This window comes from Pseudomonas serbiensis, from assembly GCF_030580745.1.
Taxonomy (GTDB): Bacteria; Pseudomonadota; Gammaproteobacteria; order Pseudomonadales; family Pseudomonadaceae; genus Aquipseudomonas; species Aquipseudomonas serbiensis.
In genome coordinates this window covers 1-19,550 of record NZ_JAUQOO010000012.1, presented here as the reverse complement: position 1 = coordinate 19,550, position 19,550 = coordinate 1, and the positions used below count along the sequence as shown (strand labels likewise).

At 54.6% G+C, this 19,550-nt stretch carries 19 protein-coding genes; 12 read left to right on the top strand and 7 right to left on the bottom strand.

Annotation, left to right across the window (positions count from 1 at the left end; genetic code table 11):
* Nucleotides 1-76 precede the first annotated feature (76 nt).
* The 4 genes from Q6A51_RS16175 to Q6A51_RS16160 form a co-directional block, all read right to left on the bottom strand.
* Complete coding sequence (locus Q6A51_RS16175) at nucleotides 77-598, bottom strand: hypothetical protein (protein WP_304575263.1); 522 nt, start codon at nucleotides 596-598, stop codon at nucleotides 77-79.
* Entirely contained in the window at nucleotides 599-1,384 is a 786-nt protein-coding gene (locus Q6A51_RS16170) for a hypothetical protein (protein WP_304575262.1), read from the bottom strand. It abuts the gene before it with no gap.
* A gap of 102 nt (nucleotides 1,385-1,486) precedes the next feature.
* A complete protein-coding gene (locus Q6A51_RS16165; protein ID WP_304575261.1) occupies nucleotides 1,487-2,785 on the bottom strand; it encodes an FAD-dependent oxidoreductase in 1,299 nt (432 codons plus the stop codon).
* A 546-nt stretch (nucleotides 2,786-3,331) separates the two neighbouring features.
* The gene (locus Q6A51_RS16160) at nucleotides 3,332-3,769 is read right to left on the bottom strand and encodes a hypothetical protein (protein ID WP_201020514.1); all 438 of its coding nucleotides are present in this window, start codon (nucleotides 3,767-3,769) and stop codon (nucleotides 3,332-3,334) included.
* A gap of 693 nt (nucleotides 3,770-4,462) precedes the next feature.
* Here Q6A51_RS16160 and Q6A51_RS16155 point away from each other — a divergent pair.
* The 3 genes from Q6A51_RS16155 (at nucleotide 4,463) to deoC (ending at nucleotide 6,720) form a co-directional block, all read left to right on the top strand.
* Nucleotides 4,463-4,768, top strand: coding sequence for a c-type cytochrome (locus Q6A51_RS16155; protein ID WP_304575260.1), 306 nt, complete (start codon nucleotides 4,463-4,465; stop codon nucleotides 4,766-4,768).
* Between the two features lie 178 nt (nucleotides 4,769-4,946).
* Nucleotides 4,947-5,822, top strand: coding sequence for a ChaN family lipoprotein (locus tag Q6A51_RS16150; RefSeq protein WP_405046155.1), 876 nt, complete (start codon nucleotides 4,947-4,949; stop codon nucleotides 5,820-5,822).
* A gap of 118 nt (nucleotides 5,823-5,940) precedes the next feature.
* Nucleotides 5,941-6,720, top strand: coding sequence for a deoxyribose-phosphate aldolase (deoC, locus tag Q6A51_RS16145; protein ID WP_304575258.1), 780 nt, complete (start codon nucleotides 5,941-5,943; stop codon nucleotides 6,718-6,720).
* 304 nt (nucleotides 6,721-7,024) lie between these two features.
* Here the strand turns inward: deoC and Q6A51_RS16140 are convergent, their stop codons facing one another.
* Nucleotides 7,025-7,369, bottom strand: coding sequence for a pentapeptide repeat-containing protein (locus tag Q6A51_RS16140; RefSeq protein WP_304575257.1), 345 nt, complete (start codon nucleotides 7,367-7,369; stop codon nucleotides 7,025-7,027).
* A gap of 95 nt (nucleotides 7,370-7,464) precedes the next feature.
* Nucleotides 7,465-9,000 carry a bifunctional aminoglycoside phosphotransferase/ATP-binding protein gene (locus tag Q6A51_RS16135; RefSeq protein WP_304575256.1) on the bottom strand — a complete coding sequence of 512 codons (1,536 nt, stop codon included), beginning with the start codon at nucleotides 8,998-9,000 and terminating at the stop codon, nucleotides 7,465-7,467.
* Nucleotides 9,001-9,130: 130 nt separating this feature from the next.
* Between Q6A51_RS16135 and mrcB the strand changes: the two genes are divergently transcribed.
* Genes mrcB through Q6A51_RS16120 form a run of 3 tightly spaced genes read left to right on the top strand, consistent with a single transcriptional unit; the run spans nucleotide 9,131 to nucleotide 12,526 of the window.
* Nucleotides 9,131-11,455, top strand: a complete 2,325-nt coding sequence (gene mrcB / locus Q6A51_RS16130; RefSeq protein ID WP_201020509.1) for a penicillin-binding protein 1B — start codon at nucleotides 9,131-9,133, stop codon at nucleotides 11,453-11,455.
* A gap of 16 nt (nucleotides 11,456-11,471) precedes the next feature.
* A complete protein-coding gene (locus tag Q6A51_RS16125; protein WP_201020508.1) occupies nucleotides 11,472-12,200 on the top strand; it encodes a tetratricopeptide repeat protein in 729 nt (242 codons plus the stop codon).
* On the top strand, nucleotides 12,200-12,526 hold the full coding sequence (locus Q6A51_RS16120; protein ID WP_201020507.1) for a YqcC family protein: 327 nt from the start codon (nucleotides 12,200-12,202) through the stop codon (nucleotides 12,524-12,526). The genes Q6A51_RS16125 and Q6A51_RS16120 overlap by 1 nt, the downstream gene beginning before the upstream one ends.
* Here the strand turns inward: Q6A51_RS16120 and Q6A51_RS16115 are convergent.
* Nucleotides 12,523-12,942 carry a DUF4124 domain-containing protein gene (locus Q6A51_RS16115; protein ID WP_304575255.1) on the bottom strand — a complete coding sequence of 140 codons (420 nt, stop codon included), beginning with the start codon at nucleotides 12,940-12,942 and terminating at the stop codon, nucleotides 12,523-12,525. The two genes, Q6A51_RS16120 and Q6A51_RS16115, sit on opposite strands and share 4 nt — an antisense overlap.
* Before the next feature lie 400 nt (nucleotides 12,943-13,342).
* Between Q6A51_RS16115 and Q6A51_RS16110 the strand changes: the two genes are divergently transcribed.
* The 6 genes from Q6A51_RS16110 (at nucleotide 13,343) to msrQ (ending at nucleotide 19,331) form a co-directional block, all read left to right on the top strand.
* Nucleotides 13,343-15,067, top strand: coding sequence for an acetolactate synthase 3 large subunit (locus tag Q6A51_RS16110; RefSeq protein ID WP_201020505.1), 1,725 nt, complete (start codon nucleotides 13,343-13,345; stop codon nucleotides 15,065-15,067).
* A gap of 2 nt (nucleotides 15,068-15,069) precedes the next feature.
* Nucleotides 15,070-15,561 (top strand): acetolactate synthase small subunit, encoded by a 492-nt coding sequence (ilvN, locus tag Q6A51_RS16105; RefSeq protein WP_025258538.1) that lies wholly within the window; start codon nucleotides 15,070-15,072, stop codon nucleotides 15,559-15,561.
* A 53-nt stretch (nucleotides 15,562-15,614) separates the two neighbouring features.
* A complete protein-coding gene (gene ilvC / locus Q6A51_RS16100; protein WP_200994731.1) occupies nucleotides 15,615-16,631 on the top strand; it encodes a ketol-acid reductoisomerase in 1,017 nt (338 codons plus the stop codon).
* Nucleotides 16,632-16,776: 145 nt separating this feature from the next.
* Entirely contained in the window at nucleotides 16,777-17,634 is an 858-nt protein-coding gene (gene pssA / locus Q6A51_RS16095) for a CDP-diacylglycerol--serine O-phosphatidyltransferase (RefSeq protein WP_201005457.1), read from the top strand.
* A gap of 63 nt (nucleotides 17,635-17,697) precedes the next feature.
* Nucleotides 17,698-18,711, top strand: a complete 1,014-nt coding sequence (msrP, locus tag Q6A51_RS16090; protein ID WP_304575254.1) for a protein-methionine-sulfoxide reductase catalytic subunit MsrP — start codon at nucleotides 17,698-17,700, stop codon at nucleotides 18,709-18,711.
* Nucleotides 18,711-19,331 carry a protein-methionine-sulfoxide reductase heme-binding subunit MsrQ gene (gene msrQ / locus Q6A51_RS16085; protein ID WP_304575253.1) on the top strand — a complete coding sequence of 207 codons (621 nt, stop codon included), beginning with the start codon at nucleotides 18,711-18,713 and terminating at the stop codon, nucleotides 19,329-19,331. Before msrP ends, msrQ begins: the two co-directional genes overlap by 1 nt.
* Nucleotides 19,332-19,550 lie beyond the last annotated feature (219 nt).

Here is a 19,550-nt window from a genome sequence, read left to right as displayed (position 1 = left end):
TCCTTTGACCAGGTACTGGTATCGCCCAGGTGAAAAGGCGTTTTATAAAAATTGTGCTTTGGGAGGGGCACATGTTTTATGATGAGGTGTTTATCATTCGGTATAAACACCACACCATTGTGGGGTTGAATTGAGCTTTGATACAGGCACGGTCAGACTCTTCATTTGTGAGGCAAGTGCTTGCGATCACTGCGGATGCTTTTCCTTGGGCAAATAACTGGTAGGCCTCCACCTTCGATCTGGTGTAGTTGACATGTTCGTATCTTTCTAGCTCAGGTACCAATGATGATGTCGAGGGGTGAATGGCGATTGAATGATAGGATTTATGGAGTAGAACCATTGGCATTGTTTTTTCAAACCAGACCTTTTCAAGTTCAATCGTCCCAATATTTTCAAAGTGGAAGTCCACCCAGGAGAATGGCTTGCCGTCGCGGTTTTCTCTGAAGCCTGCGGGCACTAAAAGTTTTGTGCCATGAGTTTTTGCATGTTCAACCGCTGCGTGGAAAGTGTCATGTAATGACACACGGGCTCCAAGCTGTTCAGCTTGCTTGTGTGAATCGGTTCCGACTGGACCCAATGTGGCGATTGTCTCACACATTTAGGCTGCCCTTATAAATAGAGCGTCTGATCTTTTCAGCTTGTTGTTTTCTAAAAACACGGCCTCGATGATGTGCGCTGAGCACGTTTCCTTGTCGGATAAATAGAGTTTCGTCGACGTCAGAACACTGGCTGCCTTGACTATCAGTGGGCACTGTATTACCAGTTTTTCCAAGTGCTCCGCTGCACGCTGCAGTGGCTCATCTGGTAATTCTCTATTGATGATGCTGTGGACAAGCACTTCGTCAACGTTCGTAAAGTTATGTTGCTTCACTTCACTTTCATAAATGAAGCTTCTTTTATCTGAATGGTCCGCCAGGTAAAGCAGTTTCAAACAGGTTATCGCGACCTTGCTGTACAGTCGTCTTTTCAAGGCGGGTGTCGAATGGCGTAAGTTTGAGGTGTAGTAAGCCAGCGGTTGGAGTTGATAGGCTATGAATTCTGCCGCGTTTACGTCGTCGAAAAGTGGTTGTGATAAATGAAGGTCGTTGATTATAAGTGAGTCAAATGCAATGGACAGGACGGCATTCGATGGATGATTTAAAGCCTCCGAACTCATTAAAATTAGCGACGTGGACTCGCTGCATTTTTCTTTGCATGACAATGCCGCTGCAATATCGCTGGGGGCCAGGATGCAAAGTATGTCTGTATCAGAATTGTAATCATAGGGGCTTGAGTTGCTGCGTAACTCGCCTCTCGCAGTTGACCCCGTTAATGCCAGTGTGTAAGGAATTCTGGACTCCTTTAAGCTGTCGACAAAACTCTTGATTTCAACCAGGTTGTACATGTATTGATTTCCCTATTCTTCAATATCCTCGCAAGAAAACTCGGTTTTAAGGCAAGGGTATTTTTTAAAGATTTCCACTCTTCAAGGCTGGTCCGTTGAGTGTCAGCCAAAGGCCCCGGTTACCATATTGTTGAACATGGTGTAGGCGGATTGCACCTCGCTGATGTATTGATCTGCTGGCGCATCAAGCGGTGTTATGTTTGAGGAAATTGTTTCAATCTTGTTCGTTTCCGGATTTTGTCGGTAGTTGACGGCCACTGAAATTGCGTAGTTGGTTTCGCAGACGCTGAAGCAGACATTCATGTATTCGGGGTGCATCAGCGGTCGGTTATTGAATATCGAATAGATCGCCAGAGCACAGACTCTTGCCTGGCAAGTTGCTGCGAACGCAGATTTCGGCAGGCTTGGGGCCTCAGCAGCATCACCAATCACATGGATGCCAGGAATCTTCAGCGATTCAAGTGTTTGCGTATTTACCGGGCACCATCCGTGATCACCGGTCAACCCGTTAGCGGCGGTGAAGAGGTCAGCCTTCTGCCGGGGAATAATATTGATCACGTCGCCTTTGAATGTACCTGCCGCGCAGATCAGCTCGCGCGTATCTGCTCTCAGTTCAGTTACCGTGCCTCCTTGTTTTGCACCGATCCACTGGATGTAACTCTTGTCGGTTCCATAACCATAAAGCCGTGTCCATGCCAGTTCGAATTGAGCCTGTTTGGGAAAACGCTCTTTGGAGTCCAGAAAAATCAGCTTTGAATTTGGCTTGTGTTGCTTAAGATATTCTGCGATCAGGCTGACTCGCTCGTAGGGGCCGGGAGGGCACCTGTACTCTGTATTGGGGGCAGACATAAGGATGGTGCCGCCATCTGGCATTTCATGCAGTTGCTTTTTTAAGAGCGTCATCTGCTTTCCGCCTTGCCAGGCATGTGGAAATGCTTCAGTGAGCTCTTGGCTATAACCCTTGATATGCTCGAAATCGAAACTGATACCTGCGGCGACAACGCACCGATCATAGGGATAGCTCGAGCTACGGGTTTCTACCCGTTTTTTCTCGGTGTCGATGTTGACCGCACGGTCATACACCATATTGATTCCTTCAGAGGCGAGCTTTTTGTAGTTAAAAGTTAATGTGCTCTCATCTCGTTTGTCGACCAGGTATTCCGCACTCAGTGGCCCGCTGCGATATTCAGGGTTTGCTTCGATTAAGGTGATATTTACCTTTGGATCAAGGCGTCGCAGTGTGCGTGCAAATGTGGCACCTGCAAATCCGCCTCCGATGACCACAACGTTAAACTCCTTGGCATAAGCGGCGTTTATCGCAGGCCCTGCCACCGCGTCCAGCGCTGCAAGCCCGGCGCCCGTTGCTAGCCATTTAAGAAGCGTTCTACGTTCGTCAATCATCCTGCTTTTCCGTTATTCGAGTTTCAAATGATTAATTGAAATCAAAGGCTCTGTTTGTATGCCTATTTATCAAATGATCTTGATGCAGTGGCTCATGTCGTTGAGTGTGACAACTCAGTGTTTTCCACCTGCGTCGGGTGATGCCTTTAGAGGCTACTCCGTTCGAGCCAGTCGAAACGCTGCATGGAGAGGTTCCATGGCTGGATCCTTTGACGCCTGCCCTGTGCAGCAGGTTAAACGTCGAATGAGGACGGGATAATCATAATGGTGATCACCACGTACTTTGGTGTCGAATGGCCCAGCTGTTTTTAATTCTGAAGCTCATTGGCTTATGCAATGCATACACAGGTTGTCTCATGCGCTGAGGAGCAATCCAGAGAATGAGGATTCATATTGCTTTTTAGCGCTATGCTTGCACAGGCATTAATCGGAGGAAAATCAAAACGTACCCAACAGGGTCGAGTACTGTTTCTCATGCAGAGCCTCCAGACTAATGCGTGCGTCTCTGTTAAATAGAAGCCTCTCATTCATCAGAGGCTTTATATTTTAGTTGGGGACGTCAGCAAAGTAGGACTGTGAGTTCTGGAGGTATATCTTCGGTATATTGAGGTCGCCGTACTTTTCAGAGTGCTTGCCTACATAGGCCCCTCTGTTTTCGCGAGGGCCGAAGGCTTTGTAGGTTTCCTCAAAACGTGCTTTGTCCGAGAAGATGGTAATATGAATTAACGGCTCCCCTAACTTTGTAGGAATCACGTTGATGGATTCCGTCCCTTTCTTTTGAGCATGGGAGTGGGCTTTGAAGTTGGCGGTTTGCTCTTTTACAAACGACTCCAGGAACTCTTTCTCCATTCCTTTGGGTGGGTTGAAAAGTATGACCACGGCTTTTCGGTCTTCTGTTTTTTGTGCGGCTTCATCCGCCAGGGCCGAGACGCTATTGAATCCAATAGAGAGTGACAGCAATGACAGCAGAATGGTCTTTTTCATGGAGGTCCCTGTTATTTCCTTGGGCGTCTGATCAGGTTTGGTTTATCACGTGTTGCTTGGCCCGAGAGGGAGGGCTCACGAGCTATTTATTTTTATTTGGCTTGATTGTATGTGTTTTGCTATTTTCAAGTTGTACTTGTAAATGGCAGGTCTGTATATTTTTTGTGTTGGCGGTCGGGCTGGTTGGTAATGTTGGGCCATTATTAGTCAGGTGCGATTTAAAGTAAAGTGCCGCCTATGGCCATTTGTCGACTGTTATATCTTTCGCGTTTTCTGTCGACAAGTGAGCAAGTGTAACAAAATGTGTTTATATGTCGAGTCCAATGTAGTGGTGTACGGAAGAGGAAAAGCACTGTGGAATTTCAGACTTTCCGCCGCTTCATTTTTTGAATAGTAAATGCTGTGCTTCTTTGGTTTTTTGCGTTTAGCTGCGTCCTTGACGCAGCGTGTTTTCCCGAGATACGATTAAGGAAAAATCGTTACCGTGCAGTCATTAGCCCAAAAAAATCACTACCCAATGAAATGCTTCGTCATTGCCAGAACAGCGTAAGTATCACTAACGGTGCTATTTATGTGTTCCGAGAAGCTGCCGAGGTCTCTGCCGGCGTGCCTCTTCGTTTGTTCAAACAGCGTGCCGCATGGCTTGGTTTCTGTGGCGTGCGGGTTGTTAAAAAAATATAAGGATATGGTTTGATGAGGGGTCTTGTTGGTCTTGTTGCGGTGCCATTTTTTTTTATGTCCAGCCTCGCTTTTGCTGAAAGTGATGTGGCTGGTGTGATGGCAACTAATGGTTGTGTGAATTGTCACGGGTTCGAGGGGCGAGGTACCAGGGATGGCAATATTCCCGCTTTGGCAGGGCGCCCAAAAGAGTTTCTTGTCACCGTGATGGAGGGGTATAAGAAAGGTACTTTACAGGGGACGGTAATGAATCGCGTCCTGAAGGACTTTGATGAGCAGAAAATAGAGTTTCTGGCAAACTACTTTAGTTCGATAAAATGACTTTCGAATCGTTGTGATTGCATCTTAATAAAACTTAATCCAGGCCTGTTGCTCAAGACGGCTGCATGCCTTTTCATGAAATGCCCTGCGCGGGGTGACCGTTTGCTCTATATTAGGGCTGGTGTTGCTTACCTGAGCGTGGCAACACTGTCTCGGGTATCTACCTGATCACGGCATCATGGATCTCTGTGCTTGCCAAGCGCCGCTCTTGTTGCCGAATATGCCGTCCTCGCAGAGCCCGGACGGGCATGAGCATTTGGATTTAGGCATGATTCGTGACAACAGGAGTGGGCAGTTGCTGACCGCGCAGCAGCTCGCTCAGCGTCTGGCAATTGCTCCGCGTATTCTGGTTGGCGAGCAACACGACAACCCCGATCACCATGCATTACAGCTATGGCTTATGCAGGTACTGGCTGCCCGACGCCCGCAAGGCAGTCTGTTGCTTGAGATGCTGACCCCCGATCAGCAGGCCAGGGTCAGTGCGGTTCAGGCCGATCTGGCTCAGGAAAAATACCCGGCCGATCTGCCAGCTGCGCTGCATTGGCAAAAGGCCTGGGACTGGTCGCTGTATGGTCCGCTCATGCGTTATGTGTTGGCTCAGCCTTATCCGGTGCTGTCCGCCAATCTCGATGCCCATGAGGTCATGTCGATTTACAGGCAACTCCCTGAATCAAGCGGTACTCGCTCTACGGCTCCAGCAGTGCGTGAGCGGTTATTGGCGCAGATTCGTGATGCTCATTGCGGTCGGCTGCCCGAAGAGCAACTGCCAGCGATGCTGGCGGTCCAGCAGCAGCGTGATCGACGAATGGCCCAGAGCCTGCTGGCCGCTCCAGTCCCGGCTGTGCTGTTTGCCGGTGCCTGGCATGTGCGCAAGGATGTGGGAGTGCCTTTGCATCTGGCGGATCTGGGTGTTACCGAGCCTGTGGTTGTGCTGCTTCTGGCGCAGGAGGGAGAAGAGGTCGAACCGCAGAGTGCCGATTACGTCTGGTACACCGCAGCGATTCCTGGCAAGGATTACTGCGCTCAGTTTCGTCAGCGATCACCAGATACTTGATCTCGCCGACTCAGGCTTTTCTCTTCTTTTGGTAGTCCTTTTCTCTGACTGAGCTGCGTCCATCTCAGGCGAAGGCCACTCGTATATCGTCCTGCTCATATTTTTCGGAGCGGGACGTATGAAAGAAATGACCGCAGATGATGAGCGACTGGCTCTCCAGATTTTGAGCCTGCTTGATCTGTTCGCCTTTAGCAGTGATGACACCGAGCAGCGGATTGTCAGTATGTGTCAGCGCGCAGTGACACCTTTGGGAGCGGTGGCGGCTGTGTGCGTGTCCCCGCGTTTTGTCTGTCTGGCGCGCACTACGCTTGATCGTCTGTTTGCCCCGAAGGTCCGGGTGGTGGCGCTTGTGAATTTTCCCTACGGTGGCCCTGGCATTGAGCCTGTTCTGGCCGAGGTGCGTTCAGCTGTGATGTCGGGAGCTGACGAGATAGATGTCGTCTATCCGTTTCACGCCCTCTTGTCCGGCGACCAACAAACCGGCATGGATATGATTACGGCCTGCAAGGCCGAGTGCGGCAGCCGCGTGGTGCTGACCGTTACCCTGGAAACCGGTGGGTTGCGTGACCCGCAAATCATTCTTCACGCTTGTCGCAGCTCGATTCTGTTCGGCGCCGATTTCCTCAAGACCGGAACCGGTAAAGGTGTGGTCAGTACAACGCCGCAAGCCGCACGCATCATGCTTGAGTCGATTGCCGAGGTAGGCGGGCAGGTTGGCCTCAAGGTTGCGGGAGGAGTCCGTACCTTCAACGATGCAAGAGGCTTCATGGACATGGCGCGTTCCCGTTTCGGACCGCACTGGCTCAATGTCGACAGGCTGCGTCTGGGGGCTTCGAGCCTGCTGGATGACTTGCTGGTGAGGTTGGGTGTGCAGGAGCCCGACATCAATAGACCCTGAAAAACAGGCAAAAAAAGACCCGGCAAAAAGCCGGGTCAAAAACCGTGATTAGCCTGATGAGGAGATAATCCTGAAAGTCCGAACCAAGGTCTTTCAGGCTATCGGCCAGTCTCGCGACCGGTTGTGATAATCATAACGATTCTCATTTCTAAGTCAACAGTTCTTTTTTCACACAGCAATGCCCTGCCGAATCCGGCAGGAACGAATTCATTCGCGAAAAAGGTATGAAGAGAAAGACATCAAAAAAATCAACGCAACACAAAGCCCGCATGCATTGCGCACGCAGGCTTGATGGATGTGTTGCTTAGCGCGTGTGGTAGCGCATCCGGGTCCCGAAGGTCACCGACATCCGGATCTCATCCGCCGACAGTTCTGGCGGGAAGAACGCTCCCGAGATTTGTGCGTGCGCGATGCTGGCGCCTTCCATCGGGGTGTGGCGCAGGTCCAGGCCGCGAAGGTCGGCAGAGCGGAAGTAGGCGTCAGTAAAGTCGATGCCTCTTGGATCAAGAGCGCGCAAGTCCAGGCCCCTGAAATCCCCACCGACCATATCGATCGTGCCTGTTTTGGGCTTCTCTTGATTGAAGCCTTCGACATCATCTCTACGTAACAGCATGTAAAGCGGCGAATCGAGCTGCTTGGGCTGGCTCATGGGTGCCTCTGGGGTTCGTTGGAATTATGGCGCCATTATATCGCCATCATTGTCGAGCCGTGAAGCACTAGCTGCCAAACGGCTCAACGTTCATTTCACAGTCCTGGCAGGCGTTGGCGAAGGTTTTCGACAAGCTCATCCAGGTCGCTGCTTTTATGGGTTTCAACGTGCTTGCTACGCAGGCGTTCGTCCGCTGTGAGTGGCTCGCGACTGGCCTGCTGAGCTTCGATAACCTCCAGAGTGGCGTCCGAAGGATCGTTATTCTGTTCCTGGCGTTGCTTGAGCCAACTGGCAATGACGGCCTGTGGCGCTTCACAATCGAGAATCAGAAAAGGCACACCTGTTGTTTCGGCAGCTTTGGCCGCAGCATTACGTTGTTCTTGCTTGAGGTAAGTCGCATCGATGACTACCGAGAAGCCAGCACGCAGAATGGTTTCGGCCAGTTCGTGCAGGCGGTCATAGGTGGCCTTGCTGGCTTCAGCGTTGTAAAGCTCGGAGCTCTCTGAGAAAAGGCGTTTGCGCTCGACATCCGAGCGCAGGCGAATGGCGCCCAGCGACTCGACCAGACGCATCGCCACATGGCTTTTACCCACGGCAGAGACACCATGGGTAATGGCCAGGAAGCTGGAGGGGATAGCGCTGTAGCTTTCGGCCAGATTGGCGTAGTTGCGATAGCGGCGCAGTGTGGCAGCACGCTGTACACCGTCGGCGTCTGCCGGCTGGCTGAACAGTGCGACCTTGGCGCGAACCAGAGCGCGATAGGCTTTATAGAAGTTGAGCAGTTCCAGGCCCTGATAGTCGCCGGTCTGTTCCAGGTATTGGCTGATGAGACGGCGCGACAGGGATTTCAGGCCGCGGTCTTCAAGGTCCATGGCCAGGAAGCCGATGTCTGCGTAGACGTCGGTCATGCGGAAGGGCTCATTGAATTCGATGCAGTCGAAAATCACTACCTTGCCGTCGATCACCGTAGCGTTGCCCAGGTGAATGTCACCATGGCACTCGCGGATGAAGCCGTCTGCCTTGCGCTGGGCAAGCAGGGGCTTGAGGCGCTCGAAACTGGATTCGGCCCAGGCTTGCAGGGAATCAAGTTGTAACAGGTCGGCCTTTTCACTGAGGAGCGGGCGAATCTGCTCGAAGTTCTGCACGACCGGTGCCATGACGCTGTCAGGAGAGCCCAGCTCATTCTCGGTGGTGACTGTCGGCACGCTGAGGTGGGCGTCGGCAATCTGCTTGGCCAACTCATCGATGTGCCCGACCGTCAGTTCGCCATTGGCTTGCAGTGAACTGAGCAAACCTTCTTGCGAGAACTGACGCATCTTGAGGGTGTATTCGAGGACTTCACCGCTGCCACCCAGTTGTGGCGCTTCTGCCGGGCCGGTGACCGGGATGACTTCCAGGTAGAGACCCTCGGTCAGGCGCTGATTGAGGCGCAGCTCTTCATTACAGAAGTGTTCACGAGCGGCGAGGGTGGTGAAATCCAGAAAGCCGAAATTGACTGGCTTCTTGAATTTGTAGGCATAGGTGCCGGTGAGCAGAACCCATGAAATGTGTGTCTCGATGACCCGGAAGTTCTCTACCGGATGGGGGAAGAGGGCGGGATTCTGCAGGGCTGCAATCAATGACTGGCTCACGGGCGATCCTTCAAGAGTTGATTCAGAATGTAAGTGCTCATGGCCGCCATTATGGCCGCTTGGCGCGAGGCTGCAAACCGCTTGCTCGGGCGTCTGTCGGTCGTTGGCAAAGTGCGTATAATCCGCGGCCATGACTCGATCTCGCACTTCTCGTACTTCCAAAAAACCAGCACCCCGTGGCCTTCCCAAGTGGTTGGGCTGGGTGCTGAAGCTCAGTATCGTCGGCTTTGTGGCGCTGGCTTGCGTTGCCGTTTACCTGGACGCCGTGGTCCAGGAGAAGTTTTCCGGCAAGCGCTGGACCATTCCGGCCAAGGTCTACGCACGCCCTCTGGAGCTGTTCGTAGGCCAGAAACTGAGCCGCGATGACTTCCTCATAGAACTCGACGCTCTGGGCTATCGCCGCGAAAGCGTGGCCAACGGCCCGGGCGCGGCAGCGGTCAATGGCAATACGGTCGATCTCAACACTCGTGGTTTTCAATTCTACGAAGGCACTGATCCTGCGCAGCAGGTCCGCGTGCGTTTTTCCGGCGACTATGTGGCGGACCTGACCTCTGGCAGCAGTGGTGCAAAACTGGCGGTGGCCCGTCTCGAACCGCTGATGATCGGCGGCCTGTATCCGAAAAATCTGGAAGACCGGATCCTGATCAAGCTCGATCAGGCACCTCCGTATCTGCTCGATGCCCTGGTTGCAGTCGAGGATCGTGATTTCTACAGCCATATGGGTGTATCGCCCAAATCCATTGCCCGTGCTGTCTGGGTCAATACCTCGCAGGGGCAGATGCGTCAGGGCGGCAGTACGCTGACCCAGCAGTTGGTCAAGAACTTCTACCTGACCAACGAGCGCAGCCTCACGCGCAAGCTGACCGAAGCCATGATGTCGGTGTTGCTGGAGCTGCATTACAGCAAGCAGGAAATTCTTGAGGCTTACCTCAATGAGGTGTTCGTCGGTCAGGATGGCCAGCGTGCGGTGCATGGTTTCGGTCTGGCCAGCCAGTATTTCTTCAGCCAGCCTCTGTCTGAACTGAAGATTCATCAGGTGGCATTGCTGGTAGGGCTGGTCAAAGGGCCTTCCTATTACAACCCTCGTCGCAACCCTGAGCGGGCGCTGGAGCGTCGCAATCTGGTTCTCGACCTGCTGGAGCAGCAGGGCGTTGCAACGGCGCAAGTCGTCGAGGCGGCCAAGAAAATGCCTTTGGGTGTGACCAAGACCGGCAGCCTTGCAGACAGCTCGTTCCCGGCGTTCCTGGATCTGGTCAAGCGTCAGTTGCGTGAAGACTATCGCGACGAAGACTTGACCGAAGAGGGGCTGCGGATTTTCACCAGTTTCGATCCGATCCTGCAGATGAAATCCCAGGCGGCCATGGACGATACGTTCAAGCGGCTGGCCGGGCGCAAAGGCTCGGACGAAGTGGAAGCGGCCATGGTCGTGACCAATCCCGAGACCGGCGAAGTGCAGGCTTTGCTGGGCAGTCGTCAGGCCGGGTTTGCTGGCTTCAACCGCGCCATCGATGCCGTGCGGCCGATTGGCTCTCTGGTCAAGCCGGCAATCTATCTTACTGCGCTTGAGCGCCCGAGCCAGTACACCCTGACCAGTTGGGTGGCCGACGAGCCGTTTCAGGTCAAGGGTGCGGATGGCCAGATCTGGAAGCCGCAGAATTACGATCGCAAGGCCCACGGAAACATTTTCCTGTACCAAGGCCTGGCGCATTCCTACAACCTGTCGACGGCCAAGCTGGGGCTTGAGCTGGGTGTGCCCAACGTCTTCAAGACCCTTGCCAAGCTGGGCGTGACACGCGAGTGGCCGGCTTATCCGTCCATGTTGCTGGGGGCTGGCGGCTTGAGTCCGATGGAAGTTGCCACCATGTATCAGACGATTGCCAGCGGGGGCTTCAATACCCCAATGCGCGGTATTCGTAGCGTGTTGACTGCCGAGGGTGAGCCGCTCAAGCGCTATCCGTTCCAGATCGAGCAGCGCTTCGATCCGGGTTCCATCTATCTGGTGCAGAACGCAATGCAGCGAGTGATGCGCGAGGGCACTGCCAAGTCGGTCTACAGCGTATTGCCATCGACCTTGAATCTGGCGGGCAAGACCGGCACCAGTAATGATTCGCGCGACAGTTGGTTCGCAGGTTTCAGTCAGGATCTGCTGGCAGTGGTGTGGATGGGCCGTGACGATAACGGCAAGACGCCGTTCACCGGAGCCAGCGGCGCCTTGCAGGTCTGGACCAGTTTCATGCGCAAGGCCGACCCGCTGCCGCTGGACATGGCAACGCCGGATAACGTGGTCCAGGCGTGGGTCAATGCGCAGACTGGCCAAGGGTCGGATGCCAACTGCCCGAATGCCGTGCAGATGCCGTATATTCGCGGCAGTGAACCTCAGCCCGGTGCAACATGTAGCGGTAGCCCGGCACCCGCCACTGAAGTGCTGGATTGGGTCAAGGGTTGGTTGAATTAAGCAATGAGGGTGTGACGTGAATAAATGGTTGATTCCGGCTGTAACGACCCTGGCGTTGCTCAGTGGTTGTTCCAGCGTGCAGCGTGGCTCGATCCCGGTCGTGGATTCGGGCTCAAAGGTTTCTAACAGTGAGCGTGTTTCGGCTTCGCGCAATACAGCGTATCGGGCCAATACCGTTCAGGCTCCTCAAGCGCAGGCAGTGCCACAGGATTCCGGTGTGGTCGTGATGGTTCCAGGTGGCGGTGCTGGTGCGGGCCAGACTTTTTCTGCGCCTGCGGCCTCGTCATCGTTCAGCATCGATACGCCGCCGGTCAATCAGCAGCCGATCAATTCGGCTCCGGTGAGCAACTACAGCATGCCGGCAGCCTCGGCGCCGAGCGGTATTCCTTCCAGTTCGTCCGGCCTGTCGGCTGACGAACAGCTTGATGGACCGGTATTGGCGCTGCTGACCACCGCTCAGCAGCAGCAAGGCAGCGGCGACCTCAATGGCGCATCGTCGAGTCTTGAGCGTGCCCAGCGTGTAGCTCCGCGTGAGCCGCAAGTGCTTTATCGTCTGGCCCAGGTCCGTCTGGCTCAGGGCGATGCCGCTCAGGCTGAGCAACTGGCTCGTCGTGGCCTGACTTATGCCAATGGCCGTGCAAGCCTGCAGGGAAGTCTTTGGGAATTGATCGCCCAGTCTCGTGAAAAACAGGGTGATTCGGCTGGCGCTGCACTGGCTCGTCAAAAAGCCCGGACCAATTTCTGATGGACCAGCGTCTGCCTGAAGTAGCCGAACAACTGCTGCTGATCGAACGTGAGTTGAGGGTGCTGGGTTGGTGGAGTGACACACCTCCCAGCGAAGAAGCGCTTTCCAGTACCGAGCCGTTCAGTGTCGATACCCTGGAGTTCGAGCAGTGGCTGCAATGGATTTTCCTGCCCCGCATGAAAATCATTCTGGAGAGGGATCTTCCATTGCCCAACTCGTCGGGGATTCTGGAGATGGCCGAGATGGTCTACGCCAGTCGCCAGGGTGAAGCCCGTAAGCTGCAGGAACTACTGGCTCAGTTCGACCGGTTGATCAGTCAGTCTTAACGGCAGTATTCAGCGATAGTCCTTTCCGTTTCGGCAACACGCGCCTTGCGTTGATCATCCGTGAGGCGCTTTGTCCCACCTTCTGTCTGCTCGCGCACTCGCGGATTGTTCTGCAGTTGCGCGAGGTTGTTGCGCAGGACTTCGCAGTTGTCAGCCATTCTGGCTTCCTGAGCCCTTACCTGTTTCTTGACCCTGGCATCGATCTCCTGCTGTTGAGGGTCTGCCTGGCTGGCCGTTGGCGCGGCAGTAGTGGGTGGTGGCTTTTGCACATTGATTTCTTCTACCTGCTGGCCTGCCGGTGGCTGTGCATCGAAATGCGTGACCCCTTGGGCGTCGACCCATTTGTAGATTGGGGCGGCCTGGCTGGTGCTGCTGATCGCCATTGATAGTGCTGCCGCGAGAATCATCCAGCGCATGGTACTTCCTTGAAAATTCTGTGCGTCGCAAAACTACCATATACAACGGTCTTGAGTCCGAATCTGTCCCCCTTATCGGGTGCTGCCCGGAAGAAAGCTCACGGATTGCTTGACTTGCGGGGGGCGAATCACAACAATTCAAAGTTCGCTGTAGAAGGACTGCCAGAAGCAGACCGTCTCGGTAGATCATGAGGCGCACACCCGCGCCGACCTGTAACACCCGCAACGCGTTACCTCGCGCTGGGTGGGAATGTCCCGCAACACTCAGGGACATCCCAATACTTGCTCAGTCAGTGCTGACGTAGTCGGCGACCACCGTCGCTCATGCTCTGCTTGGCAGTAAACCTAATAAGACCCGTTCCGGAGTGAACGGTATTCTGGCGTTTTAGAGGTGAACAACGTGGAGCTTTTATCTGGCGCTGAAATGGTCGTCCGCTTCCTGCGTGACGAAGGCGTTAAGTACATTTACGGGTACCCGGGTGGCGCCCTTCTGCATGTCTACGACGCACTGTTCAAAGAACCGGCTGTGAACCATATCCTTGTTCGTCATGAACAGGCGGCTACGCACATGGCTGACGGTTACGCTCGTGCGACCGGCAAGGCTGGTGTGGTTCTGGTGACATCCGGTCCGGGTGCGACCAACGCCATCACCGGTATCGCCACTGCCTACATGGACTCCATTCCAATGGTGGTGTTGTCCGGTCAGGTTGCCAGCACGCTGGTCGGTACCGATGCGTTCCAGGAGACCGACATGATCGGTATCTCCCGTCCAATCGTGAAGCACAGCTTCATGATCAAGCATCCTTCGGAAATTCCGGAAGTCCTGAAGAAGGCCTTCTACCTGGCGCAGTCCGGTCGTCCGGGTCCTGTGGTCGTCGATATTCCGAAAGACATGACCAACCCGGCCGAGAAATACGAATACGTATTCCCGAAAAAAGCCAAGCTGCGCTCCTACAGCCCGGCCGTTCGCGGTCATTCGGGTCAGATCCGCAAGGCAGTTGAAATGCTGCTGGCTGCCAAGCGTCCTATCATCTATGCCGGTGGCGGCGTGGTCATGGGCAACGGTTCCGAGCCTTTGACCGAACTGGCCAGACAGCTCAACGCTCCTGTCACCAACACCTTGATGGGGCTTGGCAGCTATCCGGGCACCGACCGTCAGTTCGTCGGCATGCTGGGTATGCACGGCAGCTACACCGCCAACCTGGCCATGCACCACACCGATGTGATCCTGGCCGTGGGCGCACGCTTCGATGACCGCGTCATCAATGGCGCGAGCAAGTTCAGCCCGAACGCCAAGATCATCCACATCGATATCGACCCGGCTTCGATCTCCAAGACCATCAAGGCCGATGTGCCTATCGTTGGGCCGGTTGAGAGCGTGTTGACCGAAATGGTCGCGACCCTCAAGGATATCGGCGAGACCCCGAACAAGGAGTCCGTTGCTGCCTGGTGGAAGCAGATCGATGAGTGGCGCGCCGGTGGCGACCTGTTCCCTTACAACCGTGGCGATGGCAGCGTCATCAAGCCGCAGACGGTCATCGAAACACTGTGCGAAGTGACCAAGGGCGAGGCTTACGTTTCCTCCGACGTGGGTCAGCACCAGATGTTCGCGGCTCAGTACTACCGCTTCAACAAGCCTAATCGCTGGATCAACTCCGGTGGTCTGGGCACCATGGGCTTTGGTTTCCCGGCGGCCATGGGCGTCAAACTGAGCTTCCCGGATGCAGATGTTGCGTGTGTGACCGGCGAAGGCAGCATCCAGATGAACATCCAGGAGCTGTCGACCTGTCTGCAATACGGTCTTCCCGTGAAGATCATCCTGCTCAACAACGGCGTGCTTGGCATGGTCCGTCAGTGGCAGGACATGAGCTACGGCGCTCGTCACTCCCATTCCTACATGGAGTCGTTGCCTGACTTCGTGAAGCTGGTCGAAGCTTATGGCCATGTCGGCATTCGGGTCACCGATCTGAAAGATCTGAAGCCGAAAATGGAAGAAGCCTTTGCCATGAAGGATCGCCTGGTGTTCCTCGACATCCAGGTCGATGTGACCGAGCACGTCTACCCGATGCAAATCAAGGACGGCTCCATGCGCGATATGTGGTTGAGCAAGACGGAGCGTACATAATCATGCGGCACATCATTTCCCTTTTGCTGGAAAACGAACCGGGTGCATTGTCTCGTGTCGTCGGCCTCTTTTCGCAGCGCAACTACAACATCGAAAGCCTGACTGTGGCGCCAACCGAAGACCCGACCCTGTCGCGTCTGACGCTGACTACCGTCGGGCACGATGAAGTGATCGAGCAGATCACCAAGAACCTCAACAAGCTGGTCGAAGTGGTCAAGCTGGTCGATCTGTCCGAGAGCGCTCACATCGAGCGTGAACTGATGCTGGTCAAGGTCAAGGCCACCGGCGCCCAGCGCGCCGAGATCAAACGCACGACGGATATCTTCCGTGGGCAGATCGTTGACGTGACGGCCAGCGTCTACACCGTACAGTTGAGCGGTACAAGCGACAAACTGGACAGCTTCATTCAGGCCATCGGCACCGCCGCTATCCTGGAAACAGTACGCAGTGGCGTGACGGGCATTGCCCGTGGCGACAAAGTGCTGAGCATTTAATTAACTCAATTAGCAAATGGCCTGAAGGCCTAGATAGATAACAGGGGAATTCCATGAAAGTTTTTTACGACAAAGACTGTGACCTTTCGATCATCCAGGGCAAAAAAGTCGCCATCATCGGTTACGGTTCCCAGGGCCACGCTCAAGCGTGCAACCTGAAAGACTCCGGTGTTGACGTCACTGTTGGCCTGCGCAAAGGTTCGGCTACTGTCGCCAAAGCTGAAGCTCATGGCCTGAAAGTAACTGACGTTGCTTCTGCCGTTGCTGCTGCCGATCTGGTCATGATCCTGACTCCGGATGAATTCCAGGCTCAGCTGTACAAGAACGAAGTCGAGCCGAACCTGAAGAAGGGCGCAACCCTGGCTTTTTCCCACGGCTTCGCGATTCACTACAACCAGGTCGTGCCACGCGCTGACCTGGACGTGATCATGATCGCGCCAAAGGCTCCAGGCCATACCGTACGTACCGAGTTCGTCAAAGGCGGCGGCATCCCTGACCTGATCGCTGTTTACCAGGACGCTTCGGGCAACGCCAAGAACGTCGCTCTGTCCTACGCTTCGGGCGTTGGTGGCGGCCGTACCGGCATCATCGAAACCACGTTCAAGGACGAAACCGAAACCGACCTGTTCGGCGAACAAGCCGTTCTGTGCGGTGGTACCGTTGAACTGGTCAAGGCTGGCTTCGAGACTCTGGTAGAAGCTGGCTACGCTCCGGAAATGGCTTACTTCGAGTGCCTGCACGAACTGAAGCTGATCGTTGACCTCATGTACGAAGGCGGTATCGCCAACATGAACTACTCGATCTCCAACAACGCCGAATACGGCGAGTACGTGACCGGTCCGGAAGTCATCAACGCTGAATCCCGTCAGGCCATGCGCAACGCTCTGAAGCGCATCCAGGATGGCGAATACGCGAAGATGTTCATCAGCGAAGGCGCTACCGGCTACCCATCGATGACCGCCAAGCGTCGTAACAACGCTGCTCACGGTATCGAAATCATCGGCGAGCAACTGCGTTCCATGATGCCTTGGATCGCGGCGAACAAAATCGTCGACAAGAACAAGAACTAAGTTCTTCCGTTCTGAAAGGACGCGGCCAATCGGCCGCGTTTTTTCGTTATGGGATCAGTGTCTGGTATAAAGCTGCATCGTTTGTCGACGAACCCTCGTCGCAGACACCTGTCGAATCTTTTCAAACCGCTGCAAGGTAATGTCCATGAGCGAACGTCCTGAAGAGCCAAACAAGGCCTCTGACGCCGAAAGTCTGCTACCTATCGATGAACATGTTGAAGAAGGGCACGACGCCGAAGGGCGCAAGGTCCGCCATCGCGGGATCTATCTCCTGCCTAACCTGTTCACTACTGCGAACCTGTTTGCAGGTTTTTACTCCATCATCAGTTCCATGAGTGCCCAGAGCGCCTTGAGCGCGGGTGATTCGGCAGCGGCGAGCAAATATTTCGCTTTCGCGGCCATCGCCATCTTTGTCGCGATGGTCCTCGATGGTCTCGACGGTCGTGTGGCGCGCATGACCAATACTCAGAGCGCTTTTGGCGCCGAATATGACTCGTTGTCGGATATGGTCGCCTTCGGCGTTGCGCCGGCACTGCTGGCATTCGGCTGGGCACTGGGCGATATGGGCAAGGTCGGCTGGATGGTCGCCTTCATCTATGTGGCTGGTGCAGCGTTGCGACTCGCCCGTTTCAACACCCAGGTGGGCAAGGCGGACAAACGCTACTTCATCGGCCTCGCCAGCCCGGCTGCTGCGGGTGTGGTTGCCGGTACGGTCTGGGCTTTCAGTGACTTCGGAATCCAGGGTTCGAAGCTGTCTTTCCTGGTGGCCTTGCTGGTCGCTGCGGCGGGCATGTTGATGGTCAGTAATATCAAGTACAACAGCTTCAAGGAGCTGGACTTGAGAGGCCGAGTGCCGTTCGTTGCGATTCTGGTGGTTGTATTGGTGTTTGCAGTGGTGTTCAGCGACCCACCGCGCATTTTGCTGCTGATATTCCTCGGTTATGCGCTATCCGGCCCGGTTCAATACCTGTTACATCTTCGTCGCCACAAGTCCGCCGACTGATCGGATATCCCTCATACTTCGTAGACTGTAGGTGCATAAGCTCACCAGGTTTACGGAGTTGCCATGCTGATCAAGTTGCCTTCGACGTCCGACTCCAAAGAGTCGGACGTTACACCTGAAAAAATCTATCTCTCACGTCGCGCGCTACTGGCCAGCTCACTTGCCGGTCTGGCGGTTACGGCTATGCCGCGTCTGGCGAATGCGCAGGATCCATCGCGATACGCCGATGTCGAGCCGGGGAAAGCGCCTGCCTGGTTTTCCGAAAAGCTGCCGGGCACTCAATGGCAGGCCGTCAACGTCAAGGATGAGGCGATCACGCCCTTCAAGGATGCGACCCATTACAACAACTTCTATGAGTTCGGAACCGACAAGGGGGATCCTGCTCGCAATGCTGCGTCATTGAAGACTGAGCCGTGGAGTGTGGTCATTGATGGAGAGGTCGCCAGACCGGGTCGCTATGCCCTGGAAGACTTCATGAAGCCTTATCAGTTGGAGGAGAGGATCTACCGGCTTCGCTGTGTAGAGGCGTGGTCGATGGTCATCCCCTGGATCGGTTTCCCTATCTCGGCATTGCTCAAACAGGTGGAGCCTACTTCCAAGGCCAGATACATCCGTTTTGAAACGCTTCAGGATCCTCAATCCATGCCGGGGCAACGCTCCGATTTTGCATTGATCGACTGGCCTTATGTAGAAGGGCTGCGCCTGGATGAAGCCATGAATCCGCTGGCCATTCTTGCGGTCGGCATGTACGGGCGGGAGTTGCCTAACCAGAATGGCGCGCCGTTGCGATTGGTCGTGCCCTGGAAGTACGGTTTCAAAAGCGTGAAATCCATCGTGCGCATCAGTCTGGTCAGTGAGCAGCCGAAGACCACCTGGCAAAGCATCGCTGCCAATGAATATGGTTTCTATGCCAACGTAAACCCTGAGGTCGATCACCCGCGCTGGACCCAGGCCCGTGAGCGTCGGCTGCCGAGCGGGTTGTTCAGCCCTAATGTTCGTCAGACCGAGATGTTCAACGGGTATGCCGAAGAGGTTGCTTCTTTATATGCCGGCATGGATCTGAGGAAGGACTATTGATGCGATATCCGTTTTGGCGTGTTGGGGTTTTTCTGGCTGCCTGCGTTGCTCCTGTCCTCTGGCTGTATCAGGCCTGGATCTTTGCCCTGGGGCCGGACCCGGGCAAGGTTCTGGTTGATCGCCTTGGATTGGGAACGCTGATCCTGTTGCTGATTACTCTGGCGATGACGCCTTTGCAGCGAGTGACGGGCTGGGCAGGGTGGATTGCAGTGCGCAGGCAGTTGGGGTTGTGGTGTTTTGCCTATGTCATCTTGCACATGACGATGTATGCACTGTTTATCCTCGGGCTGGATTGGGGGCAGTTGGGGGTAGAGCTGGTCAAGCGGCCTTACATCATTGTCGGCAGCCTGGGCTTTCTCGGGTTGTTGGCTCTGGCCGTGACGTCCAATCGCTATAGTCAGCGGCGGTTGGGGATGCGCTGGAAGAAACTGCACCGGCTTGTTTATGTGATTCTGGGGCTGGGGTTGTTGCATATGCTCTGGATCGTCAGGGCTGATCTCAAGGAATGGGCTTTATATGCTTCGATTGGTTCGGTGTTGTTAATCCTGAGAGTCCCAATGATTGCGAGGCGAATCCCCCGGTTCGGCACCCGGAAAGCAGCGGGTTCGATAAAAAGCTGAAATTAAGTGTTGACGGGCGATTTAATGTCTCTATAATTCGCCCCACTTCCGGCGCAGACGGAACTGAAAAAGCCTTGTAGATCAGTAGGTTACAAGTGTTTATCAGGTTCTGGAGTGGCTTCGGAAGTGCTTCGGTCGCAGCCTGATCGATAGCGGTTCGAGAAAGAGTTTGACACTGCCTTCGGGTGCTGTAGAATTCGCCTCCCGCTAACGAGCAAC

Excerpts from the sequence above, each read along its gene's own strand:
- pssA (WP_201005457.1), top strand. The coding sequence starts at position 16,777 with ATGAGCGAACGTCCTGAAGAGCCAAACAAGGCCTCTGACGCCGAAAGT.
- msrQ (WP_304575253.1), top strand. The coding sequence starts at position 18,711 with ATGCGATATCCGTTTTGGCGTGTTGGGGTTTTTCTGGCTGCCTGCGTT.
- Q6A51_RS16155 (WP_304575260.1), top strand. The coding sequence starts at position 4,463 with ATGAGGGGTCTTGTTGGTCTTGTTGCGGTGCCATTTTTTTTTATGTCC.
- Q6A51_RS16160 (WP_201020514.1), bottom strand. The coding sequence starts at position 3,769 with ATGAAAAAGACCATTCTGCTGTCATTGCTGTCACTCTCTATTGGATTC.
- Q6A51_RS16115 (WP_304575255.1), bottom strand. The coding sequence starts at position 12,942 with ATGCGCTGGATGATTCTCGCGGCAGCACTATCAATGGCGATCAGCAGC.
- Q6A51_RS16175 (WP_304575263.1), bottom strand. The coding sequence starts at position 598 with ATGTGTGAGACAATCGCCACATTGGGTCCAGTCGGAACCGATTCACAC.
- Q6A51_RS16140 (WP_304575257.1), bottom strand. The coding sequence starts at position 7,369 with ATGAGCCAGCCCAAGCAGCTCGATTCGCCGCTTTACATGCTGTTACGT.
- deoC (WP_304575258.1), top strand. The coding sequence starts at position 5,941 with ATGAAAGAAATGACCGCAGATGATGAGCGACTGGCTCTCCAGATTTTG.
- Q6A51_RS16120 (WP_201020507.1), top strand. The coding sequence starts at position 12,200 with ATGGACCAGCGTCTGCCTGAAGTAGCCGAACAACTGCTGCTGATCGAA.
- mrcB (WP_201020509.1), top strand. The coding sequence starts at position 9,131 with ATGACTCGATCTCGCACTTCTCGTACTTCCAAAAAACCAGCACCCCGT.
- Q6A51_RS16165 (WP_304575261.1), bottom strand. The coding sequence starts at position 2,785 with ATGATTGACGAACGTAGAACGCTTCTTAAATGGCTAGCAACGGGCGCC.
- Q6A51_RS16170 (WP_304575262.1), bottom strand. The coding sequence starts at position 1,384 with ATGTACAACCTGGTTGAAATCAAGAGTTTTGTCGACAGCTTAAAGGAG.
- ilvC (WP_200994731.1), top strand. The coding sequence starts at position 15,615 with ATGAAAGTTTTTTACGACAAAGACTGTGACCTTTCGATCATCCAGGGC.
- Q6A51_RS16150 (WP_405046155.1), top strand. The coding sequence starts at position 4,947 with ATGGATCTCTGTGCTTGCCAAGCGCCGCTCTTGTTGCCGAATATGCCG.
- msrP (WP_304575254.1), top strand. The coding sequence starts at position 17,698 with ATGCTGATCAAGTTGCCTTCGACGTCCGACTCCAAAGAGTCGGACGTT.
- ilvN (WP_025258538.1), top strand. The coding sequence starts at position 15,070 with ATGCGGCACATCATTTCCCTTTTGCTGGAAAACGAACCGGGTGCATTG.